The sequence below is a fragment of the Bradyrhizobium sp. USDA 10063 genome (assembly GCF_054063735.1).
The window spans coordinates 8,740,123-8,761,248 of the sequence record NZ_JBSSGP010000002.1; the positions used below are offsets into that span (position 1 = coordinate 8,740,123).

Below are 21,126 nucleotides of genomic sequence, written 5' to 3' on the forward strand. Positions count from 1 at the left end.
GAGAATCGCGGCGAAGGCTGAGGCGACCCTTCGCTCGGTCATAGCGGGCACGCTGTCATTGCGGGAAGGATCCACAGCATGGTCAACCGCGTAAACATTCTTTGGGGCATTCTGGGCGTGGTTGGCGGCATGGCGCTTGGCGCTTGGTACATGGGTTCCAGGATCCAGTCACCGGCGGAGATGGCGGCACGTACCGCGCCGCCAGAACCATCGCCGATCCTCGTGCCGGTGGAGTCGCGTGTACTGAGTTCAGATGTTGTTACCCGCGGGACGGTCCGCTTCGGCCTTCCGCAGCCGATTTCTATCGCGCCTTCGACCGTCAAAGGCAGCGCCGGACTGATCTCGTCACTGCCGCGACCAAATACCCAGTTCAAGGAAGGCGAAGTGATCATGTCGGCGTCTGGCCGTCCGGTCTTCGTCCTGCGCGGGGCGGCGCCGGGTTTCCGCGACATGTCGCCGACGACGACCGGAAGCGACGTACAACAGTTCGAGGAAGCGCTGGCCCGCCTTGGTTTCGATCCGGGACCCGTCGATGGCAACTATGACCAAAAGACATCGGCCGCGGTCGAGCGCCTGTATCAAAAGGCTGGATGGGAGGCGTTCGGACCGACGCGCGAACAACGCGCCGCGGTCGCCGCGCTCGAGAAAGACTGGTCGGACGCCGCGCGAAGCCGGCTTGCAGCCGAGACCGCGCGCGACACCGCGTTGAAAGCGGTCGCCGCTGCACGCGCTATCGCGGATCAGAGCATTCGTCAGGCTACGATCGACGCTGCGGCACGTTACGGCAGCGCGCGGCAGTTGGGAGACCCCCGCAGCGGCAAATCTCTCCTGGTCGAGGCCGAACGCGCCCGGGCGACGTATTCAGCCGCCATCGCTGATGCTGATATCAAGACGCAAACCGCCGATCGAGCCCTGGTCATTCTCGACCCGCGCCAGACGGAGATGACCAAGGCCGCGGCCGAGGCCAAGATGAGAGTGGCGCGAAGCGCACAGCGCAAGGCACGGGTGGAAGCTGAGCTCGCGATTGAGAACGCGACGCGCGAGGCCAGCCTGGCCGACGAGCGGATCAAGGCCGCCGAGGGCGCCGTGAAAGCGGCGCGCCTGGAAGGCGAGCGCAGCGTGCGCGCGGCGCAGGAACAACAGACGCTCGCCGAATTCGACGTCAAGGTCGCAACCGAACGATACGAGCGTCTGGATCGCGAACTCGCGGCGGCGCGGGCGAAGCTCGGCGTCCAGGTGCCGGCGGACGAGGTCGTGTTCATCCCGTCGCTGCCGATCCGTGTCCACGAGGTGACCGCCTCCGTTGCCGGCAACGCGTCCGGGCCGGTGATGAGCGTGACGGATAACGAGCTCAGCATCGACTCGCAACTAGCCATTGAAGCCGCGCCGCTGGTGAAGCCCGGAATGAAGGTCGCGATCGACGAGCAGGCACTCGGCATCAAGGCGAACGGCGTCGTCGAGAGCGTTGCGAACGTACCGGGCACGCGCGGCGTCGATGGGTATCACTTCTATCTCGGGGTGAAGGTCGAGAGCACGCCGGTGTCCTTGGCGGGGTTCTCCGTGCGTCTGTCAATCCCGATCGAGACCACGAAGGGGGCGGTTATCGCCGTGCCGACGAGCGCGGTGTCGCTTGCCGCCGACGGAACGTCACGGGTGCTGGTCGACCGCGGCGGCCGGCAGGAATATGTCACCGTACAACCTGGGCTTTCCACGGGAGGCTATGTCGAGGTCAACGCGTCCGACGGGCGACTTGCGCCCGGCCAGATGGTGGTCGTGGGCTACAAGACGGCGGAGCTTCCGACGATGAAATGACGTTCACCGCTACCACACGCCGAGCCACGCCGATCGAAGAGGTTGCCGCCGATCCCGATCAGGTGCTCGACCTGCGTAAGGTGTGCAAGCGATTCGGGACCGATCCCGCGGTTGATGCCTTGATCGATGTCGATCTCGTGGTGCGGCGCGGTGAATGGCTGTCGATCACCGGTCCGTCCGGCTCGGGCAAATCGACACTGTTGAATGTGCTGGGCTGTCTAGACCGCCCGACCAGCGGAGAGTATTTCTTCGACGGCATCGAAACGACACGGCTGAGCGAGAATGAGCGGGCCGGATTGCGCGCCCGGCGCATAGGATTCATCTTTCAATCATTTCACCTCCTGCCGTATCGGACCGTCCTCGAGAACGTCATGTTGGCGGAAGTCTATCGCCGGCAGACCGGGCAGGGTCGGCGCGAGCGGGCGATGGAGGAAATTCGCCGCGTTGGCCTCGCCCATCGGGCGGATTTCCTGCCTTCCAAATTGTCCGGTGGCGAACGTCAGCGGGTGGCGATTGCCCGGGCCCTGATGGGCTCGCCGAGCCTGCTGCTGTGTGACGAGCCGACCGGCAATCTCGATTCCACGAACACCGAATCGATCCTCGATTTCTTCACCGAGCTGAACAAGGAGCGAATGACGATCGTCGTTGTCACGCATGACGAAAACGTGGCGCGACGCGGCTCACGCCGTGTCAACATGAAGGACGGCCGGCTGCTTGGCGGAGCCGCGCTTGCATTATCAACTCCGTCCAAGACGCGCATCGCGGCTTCGGGGATCACGACGCGCGATCAAATCGCGGAGGCCATCGCCGGGGCGATCGCGCGGCCGGCCCGCATGGCGCTAACAGTGCTTGGCATCGTGATCGGCATGTCGGCGTTGGTCGCTACCGTCGGCCTCACCCGGACCGCCGGCAACCGCATCATCAGCCAATTCGATCAACTCGCGGCCACCGAGCTCTTTATCTCGGCACGGCCAGGCGGCGCCACCGGCATGATCGATCCGCGCGCCATTCCGTGGGACGCGTCGGTCCGGCTCACCCGGCTCAACGGAGTGGTGGCCGCTGGCTTGCTGAGTGACGTCAATATCCATGACGCGCTCGTCAGCGCCTCACCGGTGGTGGATCCGGCAAACCAGACAGCTATCAGGCTGGCGGTACGCGCTGCCTCACCCGATCTGCTCCGCGCGGTGCGCGGTGAACTTGCTTCGGGACGGTTTCTCGACGACGGGCATTCTCTCCGCGGCGACCGCGTTGCGGTGCTCGGCCCCGATGCCGCGCGCCGTTTAGGCATCAGCGGGGTCGAGCGGCTGCCCGCGATCTATATCGGCGATCACCTCTATCTCGTGATTGGCATCCTGCGCGACGTAGTGCGAAAGCCCGAACTGCTTGGCTCGGTCATCATTCCAGAGGGCACAGCGCGACGATATTTTAGCCTGTTCGGGCCCGGCCTGGTGGTCGTGGAGACGAAAATCGGCGCCGCCTCCCTGATCGCTCTTCAAGCCCGGACGGCGCTACGGCCGGATGATCCCCGCGCCCTTCGCGTGCAATTGCCGCAGGAGCCGCGGCGCGTGCGCGATGATGTGCAAACCGACCTCAATGTGATGTTCCTGCTGCTGGGCGGCCTGTCGCTCGTGGTCGGTGCGCTCGGGATCGCAAACATCACCCTGGTGGGCGTGATGGAGCGGACCGCGGAGATCGGATTGCGCCGCGCCATTGGTGCGACGCGCCGGCACATCGCGACACAGTTCCTTGTTGAGAGCGCATCGATGGGGATTGTGGGAGGACTGCTCGGATCCAGCATCGGCGTGCTGATCGTAGTGGGCGTCTCGGCGTATCAGGTCTGGACTCCCGTGCTCGATCCACTCGCTCCGTTGCTCGCGCCGGTTGTCGGCGGTGTGATCGGTCTCTTGTCCGGAGTATACCCCGCCTCGCGCGCGGCCGCGCTGGAGCCGGCCGAGGCGCTTCGAGTCTAGTTCCGACGCCAAAGATATCTGTCCGAACACATCAAGCAGGAATTTTCGCTGCATCCGGAAAATTCCTGGACGTTGCGCGCTGCGAAGAGGACAAAGTTTTTAGGCAATACGTGCGGCGCTGGCGATGAGTTCGAAGGAGCGCAGCCGCGTTGCGTGATCGTAGACATCGGACACGATCATGAGTTCGTCGGCGCCTGTTTCCGCAACGAGCGCATCGATGCCAGAACGAACCGTATCGGGCGAGCCAACGATGGAGCGCGCGAGCATGCTCATCGCCTGCGCTTTTTCCGCAGGCGACCAGTAGCTCTCAATATTGTCGATCGGCGGCTGGCTCAAGCCCCGCGCGCCGCGGAAGATGTTCGTGAAGGACATCTGCTGGGTCGTCGCCAGCCTGCGCGCTTCGTCATCGCTGCCGGCGGCGATGACGTTGACGCCTACCATCGCGTAGGGACGGTCAAGTTGCTCGGATGGTTTGAAGCGGCTGCGGTAGATCTGCAGCGCGGGGATCAGCAGGTCAGGAGCGAAATGCGATGCGAAGGCATAGGGAAGCCCGAGTTCAGCCGCCAGCATCGCGCCAAAATTACTTGATCCGAGAATCCACAACGGCACTTCCGTTCCCGCCGCCGGCACCGCCTGGATGCGCTGATTGGGACCGGCTGGAGCCAGAAAGGCCTGCACTTCGAGAACGTCCTGCGGGAAGTTTTCGGCCGCTTCGGGCGTACGGCGCAACGCGCGCAGTGTAAGCTGGTCGGTCCCCGGTGCACGGCCCAGCCCGAGATCAATGCGGCCCGGAAACAGGCGCGCCAGCGTCCCGAACTGCTCGGCGATGACGTAGGGGGCATGGTTGGGGAGCATGATGCCGCCCGCGCCGACGCGGATCGTTTTTGTTCCCGCTGCGATATGGCCGATCACAACCGACGTCGCGGCGCTCGCGATGCCCGGCATGTTGTGATGCTCCGCCACCCAAATGCGGCGATAGCCCCACGCCTCGGCATGGACCGCGATATCGCGGGCGTTATCGAGCGCCGCGGGCATCGGTGTCTTCAGTGACGCGGACAAGATCGAGGATAGACAGTGTCGTCATAGGAACTCCCGAACGAAACCTTTTGTCTGAATGACGCCGCCAGAGATACTTGGCCGCGTCCAAGCTTGTCCGAAACGGCAGGCTTTATTCGATTCTTCCGTCCCATATGGACAATGTCTCCGTGTGGGTCAATCTGCTGAATCCGGTACGCAATTGACCAACAGGACCGACTGCAATCTGCACCGGTTGGTTGAGGCCTGTGCGTTCGCCTGCACTGTGGGTAATTCCATCACACCTTAAGGAAACGCGCCTGCCTGGTACTGCCGATAGGATTTGCTGAATGTTTTCCGCTTTGCGCTCGAACTCGGACATTACTCCCACGAGGCTCTTAGCCCGCTGATTAACCTGAGTTATGCGTCGAATTTGTCCTCCGGCATGGACGCCCTGTTCGCATCGGGAGAAGATCGGGAAATCTTCCCAGCACGTTGCGGGCAGCCCTCCTTGGACCGCGCTTACCAGCTATGATCTAATCGAGTCGGACGGGCCTTCTAAGCTGACGCGAATGAGTATGCCCTCTTATCTTTGCTGCGGCTTGCTTTGCCAACAGTCATTGATCAGCCTGGGCTATCTTGTCGTACCCACGTCTTCACGGCTCGGGGGGCACTACGTTGCGTGCTGCCACTGTGTCCGAGAAGCCGTGTGTGGCGGCGACAAATTTGCCCGTTGGTACAGGCGCGAATAATCGCAACTGCAGCCAATTGTTGATGAGGCGAAGGAATGCACTCCGGTGAGGATCGCATGGAAGCGTCCGAGTTCTACCACAGCGATCCGGGCGGGGACCTATTCATAGAGCGCGGCTGGGTTGTGCAACACAAGACAAAGCGTCTCCGGGCGCAAGCATCTTCGAAAGTAAATTGGTTTCGGACCGCGAACAGGACCGTAGCGGCACTATTCATGTTGACGAGCGGGTGGGCCGGAGCCGCGCACGCGTGTTCGTGCGAACAAGTCTCTCTCACTGAGGGCTTCGATCGAGTTCAGTACGTCTTCATGGGAAAGGTGGTCGAAATAAAGGATCATACTTGGGCCGTGGACGTGGATCGGGCATGGAAGGGAGCCGAGAAGCTCGCCAACCGCGTTAGGCTGCTAGATGTCTACGCTAGCATTGACTGCGAATTTTACTTCGAACTCGGCCGTGTCTATGTCTTTTTCGTGAATGTGGCGAAGAGCAGCCGCTACGTGTACTATCAGCCGGACGTATGCAACTGGACGCGGGCATTACGCTCGACGCGCGTCACCAGCCCGCGCGGCGCCATTTGGCTTGAAGACGCGATCGTGGAGAACTATGGCCCTGGTGAGCCGCCCAAAGCGAGGGACCCGTGGGAAGATCGATCGGGGAGCCACCGCGGCGCGGGAAACTGATCCGTCCGGATGGATGCTTCGTTGTGACAAACGCCTCTTGATCCGCTTCGGGAGGACGCCTGGCGGTAGTGCTGGCGGCGCGCACGGCCCCCATTAACAGCGAACGGCCAGGCTTTGCCATCGAAGCCGGCAGTTTGCGCCTTTCAGAAATTATATGCGCACTCTGCCGCTCTTGCTTTCACAGGACCGACAGAGGAAGCGCGTCTTCCCTGTGGTTCGCCAAAGGCAGGCGGATATTTCCACTATCGCGCCACTGCATCTATCGAGGCCTGAGACTATTATGCTGCCGCCTCGCCAAACAGGAAGAGCCTTGCGGCTGACGCGCAGTTCAGCAGCAAGCGTTCGTCTTGGCGAAGTGCCAACTCCCCTCATCGGCCGCCCTGGATTGGACCGCTAACCGACCGCTTCACCATGTGAAGTACACTTGTCTGGCCATCCGAACCATGAAACATTTGTAGGCAAATCGAGCGTAGCGGAGGTCACATGCGTCATCTCACGTCGCTGATGGTAGCAGCCGCAACCTGCCTCCTGGCGACGGCGAACGCTACCCGCGCGCAGCAGACAATTCGTGTCGGCTGGACGATCCCAGCCGAGGAATCGAAATACTGGATGATGCGTCGGCCGGCCGAATTCCCGAACTTGGGCAAGGCCTACAACATCGAATGGACCCAATTTCAGGGGACCGCGCCGATGACACAGGCGCTGGCGGCTGGCGCGCTCGACTGTGCGACGCAGGCGCCTCTGTCGCTGTCCAATGGCGTCGTCGGCGGCAATTTGAAGGCCTACATCGTCGCTCAGCACGTCTTCGAGAAGCCGGGCGGCTTCTCGGTCTACTGGGCAGTCAAGGACGACTCGCCGATCAAATCGATCGCCGACCTGAAGGGGAAGACGGTCGGGATTTCGGTGATCGGCGGCGGTACGCAGGGGCCGTTCAATATGCTGCTGAAGCAGAATGGTGTCGATCCGGCCAAGGACATCAAGCTCGTCGAAGTCGGCTTCGCCGTATCGGAGGACGCGCTGCGGCAGGGCAGGGTCGATGCCGTCAACATGAACCAGCCCTTCGCGGCACGGGCGGAAGCCAAGGGCGGCACGCGCAAGCTGTTCTCGCTCTCCCAGGCCATGCCCAACATCGTACACATTCTGGAAGCCTGCCGCGCCGATTTCGTGGACAAGAATCCGGAAACGGTGAAGGCCTATGTGCGGGATATCACCTCCGGCATGAAGAAGGCACTCGCCAACCGCGAGGAAACACTCAAGGTCGTTTCCGAGGTGCTGAAGGCGCCGATCCCGGTGCTCGACACGTATCTGCTCAAGGACAATGATTTCGGTCGTGATCCCGGCGCGGCGCCCAACTTCCCGGCGATCCAGAAGATGCTGGACATCTATGCCGAGACCGGAATGCTGCCCAAACTCGATGTCGCTCAGTTCAAGCATCCGACCATCGTCGCACCGCTGGAATAGCTTCCGATTGCGAAAAGGAAGAGCTGCATGAAGAGATGGCGCTCTCGCGTGACGGTCGAAGGTCTCGATCGGGCGCCGCATCGTGCGTTCATGCGTGCGATGGGACTCGATGACGAGGCCATCGCAAAGCCGATGATCGGCGTGGTCAGCATGAAGGGCGAGCAGACGCCCTGCAACATGACTCACGATTTTCAGGTCGCGGCCGCAAAGGAGGGCATTGCCGCGGCCGGCGGCACGCCAAGGGAGTTTGCGACGGTCTCGGTCTCCGACGGCATCAGCATGAACCATGAGGGGATGAAGTTTTCTTTGTTCTCGCGCGAACTGATCGCGGATTCGATCGAGGCGGTCGTCCATGGACTGGCCTATGACGGCCTGATCGGTTTCGGCGGCTGCGACAAGACACTCCCTGGCGTCATGATGGGAATGGTCCGCTGCAATGTCCCGTCGATCTTCATCTATGGCGGCAGTGCGCTGCCTGGCCGCTTCGCTGGTCGGACACTCACCGTGCTGGACTCCTACGAGGCGGTGGGCGGCTTCATGACTGGGGAGGTCGATGAGGCTACTCTGGAAGGCATTGAGCGCGCCTGCCTGCCGACGATCGGCGCATGTGCGGGGCAGTTCACCGCGAACACGATGGCGATGGTGTCGGAGGCGATGGGGCTGACGATTCCCAATGTGTCGATGATCCCCGGCGTCTATCCGGAACGGGCGCATGCCGCGCGCCGGGCCGGCGGCCTCGTGATGCAGATGTTCGAGCGTGGCGGACCGCTTCCGCGCGAACTCGTCACGCGGAAATCTCTCGAGAACGGCGCGGCCATCGTGGCGGCGACCGGCGGTTCGACCAACGCGGCGCTGCATCTTCCGGCTATCGCCAACGAAGCCGGAATAGCCTTCTCCATCGACGATGTCGGAACGGTCTTCGCGCGCACGCCGTTGATCGGAAATCTGCGTCCGGGCGGTAAATATACGGCGAAGGACGTGTATGACATCGGCGGCGCCGCGGTGGTCATCCGTGAACTGATCGAAAGCGGCCATATTGACGGAAGCTGCCTGACCGTCACGGGCCGCACGATGGCCGAGGAATATGGCGGCGCGAACATTCCAGATGGCGAGATCATTTGCTCAGCCAGCAAGCCGCTTATGCCGGACGGCGGCGTGGCCGTGTTGAAGGGCAATCTCTGCCCCGATGGCGCGGTCATCAAGGTCGCGGGGCTGAAGAGCCTCGTGTTCGAGGGCACGGCGCGCGTGTTCGAGGACGAAGAGAGTTGCGTCGAGACGGTCCGCAACCGCAGCTACGCGGCGGGCGATGTGCTCGTCATCCGCAACGAAGGTCCGGTCGGTGGTCCCGGCATGCGTGAGATGCTCGGCGTCACCGCGCTGATCTATGGCCAGGGCATGGGGGAGAAGGTCGCGCTCATCACTGACGGCCGTTTCTCCGGTGCAACACGCGGCATGTGCATCGGCTATGTCTCGCCTGAAGCCTTTGTGGGCGGCCCTCTGGCGCTGGTGCGCACCGGCGACCGCATCCGGATCGACGCGGCCGCTCGGCGCATGGACCTGTTGGTTGACGAGCGCGAGCTTGCCGAGCGTCGCACGGCCTGGAAGCCGCGACCGCCGCGACATCGGGCAGGGGCGCTCGCAAAATATGCAAAGCTGGTGGGTCAGGCGCCGCGCGGCGCGGTGACCCATGATGGCGCCGCGGAATGGCCGTGGTTTGACGAGAAGCGGCAGGATTGACCAGAAGCCGCATCGCCATGTGCCGGCGCCTTCCGCTATGCTAACAGCGTCCTGGACGCCAGAGCGGCGAGAGATGCTGGAATGACGGTTTTGTCATCACGATCGGACGGACGCGGTGGGTCGCTGGCGGCACGAAAGCCGGCTGCCGCCATGATTGAGATCGACCAGGTCTCGCAGGTGTTCCAGACCGCGGCGCGTCAGGATCATCTGGCGCTGTCCGACATCTCGCTGACGATCGAGGACGGCGCGTTCGTCTCCATCCTCGGGCCCTCCGGCTGCGGAAAATCGACGCTGCTTTACATCGTCGGTGGCTTCGTGCAGCCGACCAGGGGAGCGGCGAGGATGAAGGGGCGGGCGATCAGCGGCCCCGGCCCCGACCGCGGGCCGGTGTTTCAGGAATTTGCGCTGTTCCCTTGGAAGAGCGTGCTCGGCAATGTGATGTATGGCCCGCGCCAGCAAGGCATGAAACGTGCGGACGCCGAGGCGCTGAGCCAGGCTCTGATCGAGATGGTCGGCCTGAAGGGCTTTGAGAACTTCTACCCGAAGGAACTGTCGGGTGGCATGAAGCAGCGCGTCGCGTTGGCGCGTACACTGGCCTATCATCCCGAAGTGCTGCTGATGGACGAGCCGTTCGGCGCGCTCGACGCGCACACGCGCACGCGGTTGCAGAACGATCTGCTCAATATCTGGGAGCGCGACCGCAAGACCGTGCTATTCGTCACTCATTCGGTCGAGGAAGCGGTGTTTCTCTCCGACAGGGTCGTGATGATGACCCGGTCGCCCGGCCGCATTCGAGAGATCATCGACATCGATCTGCCACGTCCGCGCCGCCGCACGGAACTGCTGCTCGATCCGCGCTACCAGAAATACGTCGTCGAGATCGAGCGCATGTTTGACGATTCCGGCACAGGTGAGTTGCCGTCATGATGCGGCGTGCCGCGCCATTTCTGGCCTGTCTTGGCCTGCTGGTCATCTGGCAACTGGCATCGCAGGTGTTGAAGAACGACAGCTTTCCGACCGCACTTGAAGCGATCCGTGCGATTCCGGCGATCCTCGGCGACAAGGATTCGCTGATCAATTTTGGCGCATCGCTCCGCCGCATGGCGATCGGGTTTAGCGTCGCTGTGGCGGTCTCGATTCCGCTCGGACTTCTGATGGGCCGCAACCGCGCGATCGCATCGTTCTTCAATCCCCTCTTGATGGTGATCTATCCGGTGCCGAAGGCGGCGCTGATGCCGATCATCATGCTGTGGCTCGGCGTCGGCGACCTCTCCAAGACGCTGGTGATCTTCCTTGGTGTCAGCCTGCCCGTGATCTATCACAGCTTTGAGGGCGCCAAGGCGGTTGAAGAGAAGATGCTGTGGTCCGGCGCCGCCATGGGGCTTTCAGCCATGCAGCGTCTTGCGCGCATCGTGTTGCCCGCGGCCTTGCCGGAGATCTTGACCGGCTGTCGAACGGGGCTGGTCCTGGCGCTGATCACCATGGTCACCAGCGAGATGATCGCCCGGCAGTCCGGCGCCGGCAATATCCTGTTCAACGCGCTCGACATGGGTCAATACGACACCGTGTTCGCGATGATTATCATCGTCGGCGCCATGGGCATTGGGCTCGATGCCTTGTTCGAGCGGCTGCGCACCTACTTGGTGCGCTGGTCCGAACCGCAACTCGACATCCCCCTGAGCTTTTCATGAACGCGCGCGCCGTAACCTCGGATCTGCTGCTCGGCATGATCCCGATCGTGCTGTTGGTCGCGGTATGGCAGGCGCTGGTCTCGTTTGGCTATGCACCGGTCACGCTGCTCCCGCCGCCGGGTCAGGTGTTGTTGCGCATGATGCAGCAGTTGTCGACCACGACGTTCCAGCAGGAGATCGCGGCCACCTTGTTCCGGCTGTTCGCGGGATTCCTAATTGCGGTGATCCTTGGCGTGATGATTGGCCTTGCGGCTGCGGTCAATCCCGCCATCAATGCCGTGGTGCGGCCGATCGTGCGCGTACTGGCGCCGTTGCCGAAGGTCGCGCTGTATCCGGCCCTGCTGCTGCTGGTCGGCTTCGGCCACCAGTCCAAGATCCTGCTGGTGACGTTCGATGCCTTGTTCCCGATCCTGCTTGCCACCTATTACGGCGCCTCGACCGTCGAGCAGAAGCTGATCTGGTCGGCGATGGCGGCGGGGACGCCCCGGCGCGAGATCCTGTTCAAGGTGGTGCTGCCGGCCGCCGCGCCATCAATCCTGACCGGCTGCCGTATCGGACTCGTGATTTCCTGCATCGTCGTCTTCCTCGCCGAGATGATCACCTCGACGGACGGTCTCGGCCATGCGCTGGTGACGGCGGCGCGGACATTCCAGGCGGTCGACATGTTCGTGCCGCTGATCACGATTTCGCTTGTCGGCCTGATCCTGAACGGCTTACTTGAACTGGCGCGATCCTATTTGCTGCGCGGATTTCCGGAAGCCTAGGAGAACTGAACATGCTCGCTGACCGCATCGAAGCGAAATGGATCGACGCATTCTGCGAGGTGTTTGAGCGCTGCGCGGTGAAGGCCGGCGATACGGCCGCCATCCTGTCGGAAACCCAGTCCCGCGCGCTGAATGTACATCTGGCGGAGTTGGCGCTGCTGCGTATGGGAGCGCGGCCCTTCCACGTGGTAGTACCGACGCCGCGCAACAAGCAGATCGTGCCGATCCGCTCGACTGGTGCGAGCGAGGCGATCCAGCGGTTGGCGCCGGTCGTCACCGCCTTGCAGCAAGCAGGCTTTGTGGTCGATTGCACCATCGAAGGTTTGATGCATGCCCCGGAGACGCCGGAGATTCTGAAGGCCGGCGCGCGCATCCTGGTGATCTCGAACGAACATCCAGAAGCGCTGGAGCGCATGGTGCCCGATAGCGCGCTGGAGAAGCGGGTGCGGGCGGCGGCCAAGATGCTGCGCGGAACCAAGCGGATGCGCGTGACGTCGAAGGCGGGCACTGCGCTCGACGTCGACATGGTCGGCGCCTCCACGGTCGGCGTCTGGGGATGGACCGACAAGCCCGGCACGCTCGCGCACTGGCCGGGCGGAATCGTCGTCAGCTTTCCGAAAAGCGGCGCCGTCAACGGCACACTCGTCATGGCGGCAGGCGACATCAATCTCACCTTCAAGCGCTATCTGACCTCGCCCGTCAGAATGACGTTGAAGGACGATTACGTTATCGACCTCGAAGGCGAGGGCGCTGATGCCGCGATGATGCGGACCTACCTCGCCGCGTGGGGCGACCGCGAGGCTTATGCGGTGTCGCATGTCGGCTTCGGCATGAATCCCGGTGCCCGCTATGAGGCGCTGTCAATGTACGACCAGCGGGATACCAACGGCACCGAACTCCGAGCCGTCTCCGGCAATTTCCTGTTCTCGACCGGGGCCAACGAGTTCGCAGGCCGCTATACCGCTGGTCATTTCGACCTGCCGGTCATGGGTACGACGATCGAACTCGATGGCGTCGCCGTCGTGCGCGAAGGCGTGCTGCAGGATGTTTTCGGCTAGAGCATTTTCGTGCCGTCCGAGGCCAGAACCGCAATGTTCACACGACATCCCTCCGCACCGGTGTCTCGGCGTCGATCTGTTTCAACCTGAAATGCTGAACCTTCCCAAGGGCGGTTCTGGGCAGGTCGTCCACAAAGACGATCTCGCGGGGAGCCTTGAAGCGCGCGAGTTGCAACTGGATATGCGCTTGCAAGGCTGGCGCATCGACGGAACTATCTTTCCGCCGGACCACATAAGCAATCGGCACCTCATCCCAGCGCGGGTCGGCCCGGCCGATCACGCCGCATTCGGCGACATCAGGATGCTCCAGCAGCACGCGCTCGACCTCGGCGGGATAGATGTTCTCGCCGCCCGAAATGATCAGATTCTTCTTGCGGTCGTGTACCCAGAAATAGCCGTCCGCGTCGCGCCGACCGATATCACCGGTGCGGTACCAGCCGTCATGAAGCGCATCGCGTGTGGCTTGCTCGTTTCCCCAATACTCGAAGAACACATTCGGGCCGCGCACCATGATCTCGCCCGCCACCTCCGCCGGCACTTCGTTGCCGGCATCGTCGACGATGGCTGCTTCGCAGCACAGGCCTGGCAGGCCAGTCGAGCCCTCCCGGGAGCTATCGCCGCCGAGCCTTGTATAGATCGCGATCGGACACGTCTCGGTCGAGCCATAGACCTGCAGCACCGGCACGCCCCGCGCGACGAACCGCTCGATCAGATGCGGTGGTACGATGGTGGAACCGGTCGAGATCGCTTTCAGCGATGACAGGTCGGTGGTTGCCCAATCGGAATGGTCGGTCACGGCCTGGATCGTTGCGGGCACCAGCACGGTCAGCGTCGGCCGCTCGCGCGCGAAGCAGGCGAGCGTCGCGTCGGGCGTAAAGCGCGAATGGATCGTCACCGTCGCACCGTGCTGCAGCGCCGGCGTGGTCTGGATGTTGAGGCCGCCGACATGGAAGAACGGAAGCACGGTCAGGATATGATCGTCGGAGGTCAGGCCATGCATGTGCTGGCTCATGACGCCGTTCCACAGCAGGGCTTCCTGACGCAGCACGGCGCCCTTCGGCCTGCCTGTGGTTCCGGACGTATAGACGATCAGCAGCGGACAGGAGAGATCGGTGTGCGGGTTGCGCCCATCGCCCTTGCCCTCTGCCAGCAGCCCATCGAATGTGCTTCCACGCGGCGGCGTGAAGTCGAGGCCAACGGCTGCTATCTTCGGGAGGCTCTTCTCGAGCATCGGCAAGACTGCAGCAAAGGCCTGTTCCAGCACCAGCACCTTTGCGGCGGCATCCGCTAGGATGAACTGCTGTTCGGCGACCGCGAGCCGCCAGTTCAACGGCACCAGCATCGCGCCCAGTCGCGCGCAGGCATAGAGCAGCACGAGGTAGTCCGGATGGTTCAAGCTCAGGATGGCGACGCGATCGCCGCGGCTGACGCCAAGTTCAGACTTCAAAGCTCGTGCGGCCTGTTCGATGCGCGCCGCGAACGCCGCATAGCTCAGCGTAGTGCCTTCGAAATGCAGTGCCGGCTTGTCCGGTGCAAACGCCGTATTGCGCTCGATCAGGCTCGAGAGGTCCACCGTCAGTCGTCCGTTTCGCCGGCCTCATACAGAGCTTCCCGGCCGATGCGGTCGAGGCAAAGCTCGGCGGTCCAGGGCAACATCAGCGAGCCGCACCGGCTGTCGCGGTAGATGCGCTCCAGCGGCAGCGATTTCAACATCGCCTGACCGCCGCAGGTGCGGATCGCCAGGGTCGCGAGCTCGTTGGCACCTTCCATGACCGAATATTGCGCGGCATAGGCGCGCAGCACCTGCTCCTTGCTCGGGTTGGCGCGGGCCTCAGAGACCGCCTGGAACCAGATCGCCTTGATCTGCTCCAGCTTGATCTGCATCTGCGCAACGGCGATCTGCTTGGTTGGATACATCCGCCGTTTCACTGGCGGCGTGCCCGGCATTTCGCCACGCAGATAGCGCACGGTGAAATCGTAGGCCGCCTGCGCAAGACCCATATAGGTCGGCGACAGGGTCAGAAACATGTGCGGCCAACGCTGCGCCGCCTGGAAGTAGACTCCGCGCGGCATCAGCGCCGCGCCTTCGTCCACGAACACGTCCTTGAACAGCAGCGTGCGTGATACCGTGCCACGCATGCCGAGCGGATCCCAATCACCGACGACCGAGACGCCGTCAGCCTTGGCGGGGAGTGCGAGATAAAGCGTGTTGCGCCGCGAAGCCTTCTCGCCTTCCGCGACCTCGGTGCAGAGCACGCCATAATAGTCGGCATGGCCGGAGAGCGAGGCAAAGATCTTCTTGCCGTTGACGATCCAGCCGCCTTTGACCGGCTTCGCTTCGGTGCCGAACGCGACGCCGCCGGCTGCCGCTGCGCCGCCTTCCGAAAACGGCTGCGAATAGATTGCGCCATCCTTGACGATGCGCTTGTAGTGCACGGCACGCCGGCGCTCATGTTCGGCGCGTGTCGCCGCATCCATGTCGAGATCGTCGGCGAGCGGCCCGGACCACAGCGTCGAGCACACATGCATGTTCCATGTAAGTGCGGTCGCGCCGCAATAGCGCCCGATCTCGGCCGCGGCGAGCGCGTAGGTCTGGTAGTCCGCGCCGAGCCCGCCATGCGTCTTCGGGATCGAGATGCCGAGCAGACCTGCCTGGTGCAGATCCCGGTAGTTTTCAGTCGGGAAGGCGGCATCGCGATCGTAGTCCGCAGCGCGCTGCGCAAATAAGGATTGTCCGAGCTCGCGAGCGCGCGCGATGATCGTGGCCTGCTTATCGTTCAAGCGAAACGCAACCGGATCAAAGATCGGCGCATCGAGCCTGACCCCGTTCAGCCCCGCTCCATTCTTCGTGACCTGCGCCGTCATCATGCTGTTTTCCGCTTCGCCATGCCGCTTATCAGGAATTCACCGAGCACGGCGTTGAACTTATCCGGCTGTTCGAGATTGACGAGATGCCCAGCGCCTTCGATCTCGACATAGCTGGCTGAGGGCACATAGGTGGCCATCTTCGCCATCATCGGTGCCGGCGCGTTGTTGTCTTTCGAACCCGACAGCACAAGGGTCGGTATTCTTATGTTCTTCAGCGCGTGGCGGAGGTCAAATCCAACAAGGGCACGGACCATGGCACGGTAGGTCGCCTCGGGAACGCTGGCCATGCAGTCGCGTGCGAGGTCCAGGCCGGCCGGATCCGGCTCGTCGCCGACGAGTTCGCTGACAAGCGACGGAGCAAGCGTAGCCGGCGTTTGCCCGCGATCCAGCGGGCCGAGGCGGGCATCGATGAAGGCCTTTTGCCAGTCGCCATCGGGCTTGCCGAAGGCCGGGCTGGTCTGCGCCAAAACGACAGCTTCAGCCGCGGTCGGATTGTCGGCAAGCCATTGCTGAACGATCATCCCCCCGATCGAGTGTCCAACCAGGATCGGTTTGGCGTTGCCTTGGAACGCGTGCAGGAATTGCTGCAGGGCGCCGGCGAGAGCGGTGATGTTCACGTTTGCCAGCGGTGCGGAGCCGCCATAGCCGGGCATATCCCAGGCAATCGTGTAATAATGGTCGCCGAAAAATTCCATCTGGCGCCGAAAGCTGCGCGCCGCGCCGCCGATACCATGCAGAAAAACCAGCGGTGTTCCACACGGATCGCCCGCTGCTTCATAGGCGAAACGGCCGTGACAGGTTTTCATCGGCTTCGCAACCGCCATGCGCCGATCTCCCTGACTTTTGATAGGGGCTATCCAGGCAGATGTTAACAGGCGGGTTCAGGATAGGAAGCGAAATCTATCACCGCAGCCGGCATGTCGTACCCGGCGTCCAGGAAGCTTAAGCTGATGCTGCTCGCGCACTCAGTTGCCGGGCGATCTCGACGATCACGTCGAACGCGGCATCAGCATCGGCTTCTGTCATATCGAATGAACCTGCCTGAAATCGGATGACGAACTGCCCATCGACGTTGGTCTGCGTGAGATAGATACGTCCGTCGTTGTTGATGGCATTGATCAGCCGAAGGTTATGTTCATCGAGATCGGCAACATTGTCCGGTTCATGCCGAAACGAGAACAATGAAAGCACGGGTCTGGTTGTCACGCGAAAGTCGGCTGTCCTTGTCAGCCGCGCGGCCAGCTTCTCCGACCAGCGCACATGGTTGCGGATCATGTTGCGCAATGCCTCCAGCCCATAGGCGCGCAGCAGGAACCAGATCTTCAAGGCGCGGAAGCGGCGGCCAAGAGGTACGCTCCATTCCGAATAATTGATAATGCCGTCATGGCCATGCGTCTTGAGAAACTCCGGGTGAATGGCGAGAGTTCGCACCAGGCTTTCGGGATCGCGCAGAAAATGCGCAGAACAATCGAACTGCGCGCCGAGCCATTTATGCGGGTTGAGGACCAGAGAGTCGGCGAGCTCGATCCCTTCCCACAGATGGCGAAATTCCGGGCAGATCATCGCCGACCCAGCCCACGCCGCATCGACGTGAACGTAGAGACCATGGCGGCTCGCGACTTCGCAGACGCCTGCGATATTGTCAGTTCCGCCGACGCTGGTTCCTCCGACACTGGCGATGATGCCGGCGGGCAGAAAGCCAGCCTGCTTGTCAGCGACGATAGCAGCATCCAATGCTGCGACGTCGAGGCTGCGCATTTCGCCGAGGACCGGAATGCGTACAAGATTATCCTCGCCAATCCCCGAAATCCAGATGGCGCGATCGATCGAGGTGTGCACCTGATCCGAACTGTAGATCCGCACTCGCGGCTGACCGGACAGACCCTGCTTGTTGCCCGACCATTTCAGCGCACGCTCGCGCATGACGAGGACTGCCGCCAGCGTTGCCGATGATGCGGAGTCCTGGATAACGCCTTTGAATCCGTCGGGCAGGCCGAGCGCCCGGCGCAGCCAGTCCAGCACACGGGTCTCCAATTCGGTTGCAGATGGCGAGGTTTGCCAGAGCATGCATTGGGCGGCGATTGCCGACACGAATTGCTCGGCGACCACCGAAGCGGGGGCTGCATTGGCCGGGAAGTAAGCAAAGAACCGCGGATGCTGCCAATGGGTGATGCCGGGCATCACGATCCTTTCGAAATCCGCAAAAATGGCTTCCATCGATTCCGGCGCTTCGGGCGCGTCGGAAGGAACGGCATTGAAAGTTGCTCCAGGTATTGTCAGGGCCCGAACGGGGCGCTGGCGCAAACCCCGGCGGTAATCCACGCCCCAATCAGCGGCCCTATGGCTCCAAATCCGGAACTCATTGTCATCCATCGGCGTGTCCTCATCATTCCATTAACTCTATCGAACGGCCGTATGCTGGCCAAAGAACGACTGTCCGACCTCGAATGTCTTCAAGGGGCGGCATCTGCGCGACGAGCCGGACGAGGCAGCGTCAACGCATGGCGGCGCCCGAAAACAGATCAGCTTGGAGGCTGTGTCGTTATCTGCGCTACCAGTCCAGGATTTCCGCACCGGTCCACATCACCACGCCTGGGTGTCCCAGATCAATGTATGATGAGCTGACATGGCCATCTGCGGCAGATCGGCGAACGAGGCCATATTGGGCGACGAAGCATGACTCCCAAGCACCCGACGGGCGCGCTAGCCGATCCGACGATTCTGCTGAAGCGCGAGCGCGAACACCCGACCAACCGCTGGCTGGGTCCGTAGTCTAGGCATGTCACAATACCGTCTTGCGCAGCGTCGTAAGTTGGGGGGAGTTTCTGATTGACCGGCGTCTGGTTCAATTCGTAACGGACCGATCTGCAGCCATCCGTGAGTCTCGTGTTTGCCAAGGTGAACCAGCATTTCATGAACATTGTGAGCTGGTGGAAGTGTGTGATCACACGCGATCTTGCCGTTGTTGTCGCGCATTTGATGATAATTTTGGCTCTGTCGCATGCATCGCCGGCGGGAGCGACTTCCTTCGACATCCCCGCGCAACCGCTGGCGTCTGCCATAGACGCGTTCTGCGCAGCCACCGGGACCGAGGTGTATTACGACGGCGCAGCGGCGATCGGACAGCGATCCTCTGCGGTCACCGGCGCCCTTGCGCGTGACGATGCTCTCAGAGACCTGCTCGCAGGGACAGAACTCGTCCCACTGCGTGCGCACGAAAACAGCTACTTGCTGATTCATCCCGGCGACGAGACGGCGCATGCGTTCGCTACGGCACGGATCGCCCAGGATGGCCAATATCAGCGCTATTTCGCCGTGGTGCAAGACGACATCCTGCGCATTCTGTGCCGGTATCCTGACACGCGTCCCGTGAGTTATCGGCTGGTGATCAAGTTGTGGATCAGTTCTTCGGGATTGGTGCAGCGCGCAGAACTCGACGGATCGGCCGGCGAACAGGCAAGTCACCGGATGCTGTTGGCGACGCTTGGCAAGTCACGCATGACCGAACCACCACCGGCGCAGATGCCGCAGCCGATCACCGTGGTTGCGCTGCCGGGAGCAGCGGCCGATGCGAGGCTTTGCGCATCACCCGTCGACCAGAGGGCCGGGCGCTAGCATGTCGGTGTGCGAGACAGCGGGCGTGCGCAATGCGCGCGGGACAAGGGTCCAGGGCCGCGATCCCGCATGACCCACAGCAGCCGCGCCGAATTGCGCCGTTTTTTGACACTCTGCTATGATGATTTGCGAGCCAGGTTGGCCCGTCGATTGAATTCGGTGGAGCTTGCCGGCGACGCCTTGCAGGAAACGTATATGGAGCTTTGCCGGGGCGCGGATCTGCCGCCGGTGCAGCGGCCGCGCTCTTACTTGCTGCGCATGGCCATCAATATCGCCCTGAGGAAACTGCGCTCGGAAAAATACACGGTTTCGCTCGATGACGCGAAGATCGCCTTCGACATTGCCGATGAAACCCCCGGTCCCCAACGAAGTCTGGAAGCGAAGATCGAGCTCGAAGCCTTTCAACATGCGATCAGGGAATTAACCCCGCGACGGCGCGTTATCCTGCATGCAGCGCGCGTTGAAGGAAAAACCCTGCACGCGATTGCAGTGCAGTTGGAGATATCACAAAGACTGGTTGAGATCGAGTTGAAGCATGCGTTAGCCCATTGCGCACTTCGTCTGGACCGGCAACTCGTGCAAAGATTCGGCCCACAGCCCGTTCAGCAACCGCATGGACAGGGGACCGACAAGCGTGTTGATGACAGGGATGACCGATAGCCCGCGCGAAAAGTTGGACCGGATCGAGCGCGAAGCGCACGATTGGCTGGTCCGTTTCACCTCGGGGGAAGCAGGACCTGCGGACGTGCGGGAAGGCAAGGTGTGGATCGAGCGCGATCCGGCGCATCGGACCGCTTTTATGAAGGCCACCCGGATGTGGGAGGCCTTGGGGCCGAAGGCATTTGAGGGGCATCGCCCGGCCGCGCGGCCGTTCGCCTCCATCTCGATGTCACGTCGTGCCGTGCTCGGCGGCGGGGCCGCCGCCATCGCCGCGAGCGCGGCATATCTCGTCGTGCAGCCGCCGCTCGGCCTCTGGCCATCCTGGTCGGAAATGGCGGCCGACTATCGGACGCACACCGGCGAGCGGCGGCGTATTGTGGTGGCCGACACGACTTTCGTCGAGATGAATACCCAGACCAGCATTGCGCTGCGCCAGGTCGCGAAGGAGGCCGCAGGGATCGAGCTGATCTCGGGCGAGGCGGTGGTCGCGACGCCATCCGGCGCGGGGCCGGCGTTTGTCGTGACATCCAGTCAAGGCCAGGCCAGCGGAACTGGAGCGAAATTCAACATACGGAATGATGGGCACGCGGTTTGCGTGACCTGCCTCGAGGGGAATGTTTACGTCTCGTACGGCGCGGCGACAGCGTCGTTGCGCGCCAGCGAGCAGGTCACCTATGATCGATCAGGCTTGGGCAAGCCCGCGTTCGTCGATGCTGCGATCGTAACCTCCTGGCAGGACGATCTGTTGATCTTTCACTCCAAGCCGCTACGTGAAGTCATCACAGAAATCAATCGTTATCGTTCCGGAAAAATCATCGTCGTGAATTCTGCGCTCGGCGCGCGGCTGTTCAGCGCCAATTTCCGGGTTCGCAACGTCGATGCGGTCGTCGAGCAAGTCAAGAAACTGTTTGGCGCGACCGTCACATCCTTGCCGGGCGGCATCGTCCTGCTGAGCTGAACGCCGTCGATCGCCTGGGAATTCCTGACCTCGAATTATTTGTTCTTTTTTTTTCGGTGCCGCGCTTCGGCATGTCTCTACGCAGAGGG

16 protein-coding genes and 1 pseudogene are annotated in these 21,126 nt (G+C 62.4%); 12 read left to right on the plus strand and 5 right to left on the minus strand.

Annotated elements, in window-relative coordinates; translation table 11 throughout:
- The first annotated feature begins 78 nt into the window (after window positions 1–78).
- On the plus strand, window positions 79–1,812 hold the full coding sequence (locus ACVJGD_RS42835) for a peptidoglycan-binding protein (protein WP_456639712.1): 1,734 nt from the start codon (window positions 79–81) through the stop codon (window positions 1,810–1,812).
- On the plus strand, window positions 1,809–3,782 hold the full coding sequence (locus ACVJGD_RS42840; protein WP_456639713.1) for an ABC transporter ATP-binding protein/permease: 1,974 nt from the start codon (window positions 1,809–1,811) through the stop codon (window positions 3,780–3,782). The genes ACVJGD_RS42835 and ACVJGD_RS42840 overlap by 4 nt, the downstream gene beginning before the upstream one ends.
- Before the next feature lie 99 nt (window positions 3,783–3,881).
- Here ACVJGD_RS42840 and ACVJGD_RS42845 read toward each other — a convergent pair.
- A pseudogene (locus tag ACVJGD_RS42845) lies at window positions 3,882–4,866 on the minus strand (LLM class flavin-dependent oxidoreductase).
- 987 nt (window positions 4,867–5,853) lie between these two features.
- On the opposite strand from ACVJGD_RS42845, the gene ACVJGD_RS42850 reads away from it, so the two are divergent.
- The 7 genes from ACVJGD_RS42850 (at window position 5,854) to ACVJGD_RS42880 (ending at window position 12,936) form a co-directional block, all read left to right on the plus strand.
- Entirely contained in the window at window positions 5,854–6,225 is a 372-nt protein-coding gene (locus tag ACVJGD_RS42850) for a hypothetical protein (protein ID WP_456639714.1), read from the plus strand.
- A 483-nt stretch (window positions 6,226–6,708) separates the two neighbouring features.
- Window positions 6,709–7,686: an ABC transporter substrate-binding protein gene (locus ACVJGD_RS42855; RefSeq protein WP_456639715.1), complete on the plus strand. Its 978-nt coding sequence runs from the start codon at window positions 6,709–6,711 to the stop codon at window positions 7,684–7,686.
- 27 nt (window positions 7,687–7,713) lie between these two features.
- A complete protein-coding gene (ilvD, locus tag ACVJGD_RS42860) occupies window positions 7,714–9,423 on the plus strand; it encodes a dihydroxy-acid dehydratase (protein ID WP_456639716.1) in 1,710 nt (569 codons plus the stop codon).
- A gap of 81 nt (window positions 9,424–9,504) precedes the next feature.
- Window positions 9,505–10,350, plus strand: coding sequence for an ABC transporter ATP-binding protein (locus ACVJGD_RS42865; protein ID WP_456639717.1), 846 nt, complete (start codon window positions 9,505–9,507; stop codon window positions 10,348–10,350).
- On the plus strand, window positions 10,347–11,114 hold the full coding sequence (locus tag ACVJGD_RS42870) for an ABC transporter permease (RefSeq protein WP_456639718.1): 768 nt from the start codon (window positions 10,347–10,349) through the stop codon (window positions 11,112–11,114). Before ACVJGD_RS42865 ends, ACVJGD_RS42870 begins: the two co-directional genes overlap by 4 nt.
- Window positions 11,111–11,878, plus strand: coding sequence for an ABC transporter permease (locus ACVJGD_RS42875; protein ID WP_456639719.1), 768 nt, complete (start codon window positions 11,111–11,113; stop codon window positions 11,876–11,878). Before ACVJGD_RS42870 ends, ACVJGD_RS42875 begins: the two co-directional genes overlap by 4 nt.
- An 11-nt stretch (window positions 11,879–11,889) precedes the next feature.
- Complete coding sequence (locus ACVJGD_RS42880) at window positions 11,890–12,936, plus strand: peptidase M29 (protein WP_456639720.1); 1,047 nt, start codon at window positions 11,890–11,892, stop codon at window positions 12,934–12,936.
- Window positions 12,937–12,973: 37 nt separating this feature from the next.
- On the opposite strand, the gene ACVJGD_RS42885 is transcribed toward ACVJGD_RS42880, so the two are convergent.
- From ACVJGD_RS42885 to ACVJGD_RS42900, 4 genes are all read right to left on the minus strand, one after another.
- On the minus strand, window positions 12,974–14,509 hold the full coding sequence (locus tag ACVJGD_RS42885; protein ID WP_456639721.1) for a class I adenylate-forming enzyme family protein: 1,536 nt from the start codon (window positions 14,507–14,509) through the stop codon (window positions 12,974–12,976).
- A gap of 2 nt (window positions 14,510–14,511) precedes the next feature.
- Window positions 14,512–15,801: an acyl-CoA dehydrogenase family protein gene (locus tag ACVJGD_RS42890; RefSeq protein ID WP_456640567.1), complete on the minus strand. Its 1,290-nt coding sequence runs from the start codon at window positions 15,799–15,801 to the stop codon at window positions 14,512–14,514.
- Window positions 15,801–16,628, minus strand: a complete 828-nt coding sequence (locus ACVJGD_RS42895; protein ID WP_456639722.1) for an alpha/beta fold hydrolase — start codon at window positions 16,626–16,628, stop codon at window positions 15,801–15,803. Before ACVJGD_RS42895 ends, ACVJGD_RS42890 begins: the two co-directional genes overlap by 1 nt.
- A 118-nt stretch (window positions 16,629–16,746) precedes the next feature.
- A complete protein-coding gene (locus ACVJGD_RS42900) occupies window positions 16,747–18,177 on the minus strand; it encodes a pyridoxal phosphate-dependent decarboxylase family protein (RefSeq protein ID WP_456639723.1) in 1,431 nt (476 codons plus the stop codon).
- A 513-nt stretch (window positions 18,178–18,690) separates the two neighbouring features.
- Here ACVJGD_RS42900 and ACVJGD_RS42905 point away from each other — a divergent pair.
- The 3 genes from ACVJGD_RS42905 to ACVJGD_RS42915 all read left to right on the plus strand — a co-directional run bounded on the left by ACVJGD_RS42905 (window position 18,691) and on the right by ACVJGD_RS42915 (window position 21,037).
- The gene (locus ACVJGD_RS42905; RefSeq protein ID WP_456639724.1) at window positions 18,691–19,419 is read left to right on the plus strand and encodes an STN domain-containing protein; all 729 of its coding nucleotides are present in this window, start codon (window positions 18,691–18,693) and stop codon (window positions 19,417–19,419) included.
- 69 nt (window positions 19,420–19,488) lie between these two features.
- Entirely contained in the window at window positions 19,489–20,079 is a 591-nt protein-coding gene (locus ACVJGD_RS42910; RefSeq protein ID WP_456639725.1) for an RNA polymerase sigma factor, read from the plus strand.
- 13 nt (window positions 20,080–20,092) lie between these two features.
- The gene (locus tag ACVJGD_RS42915) at window positions 20,093–21,037 is read left to right on the plus strand and encodes a FecR family protein (protein ID WP_456639726.1); all 945 of its coding nucleotides are present in this window, start codon (window positions 20,093–20,095) and stop codon (window positions 21,035–21,037) included.
- Window positions 21,038–21,126: the final 89 nt, after the last annotated feature.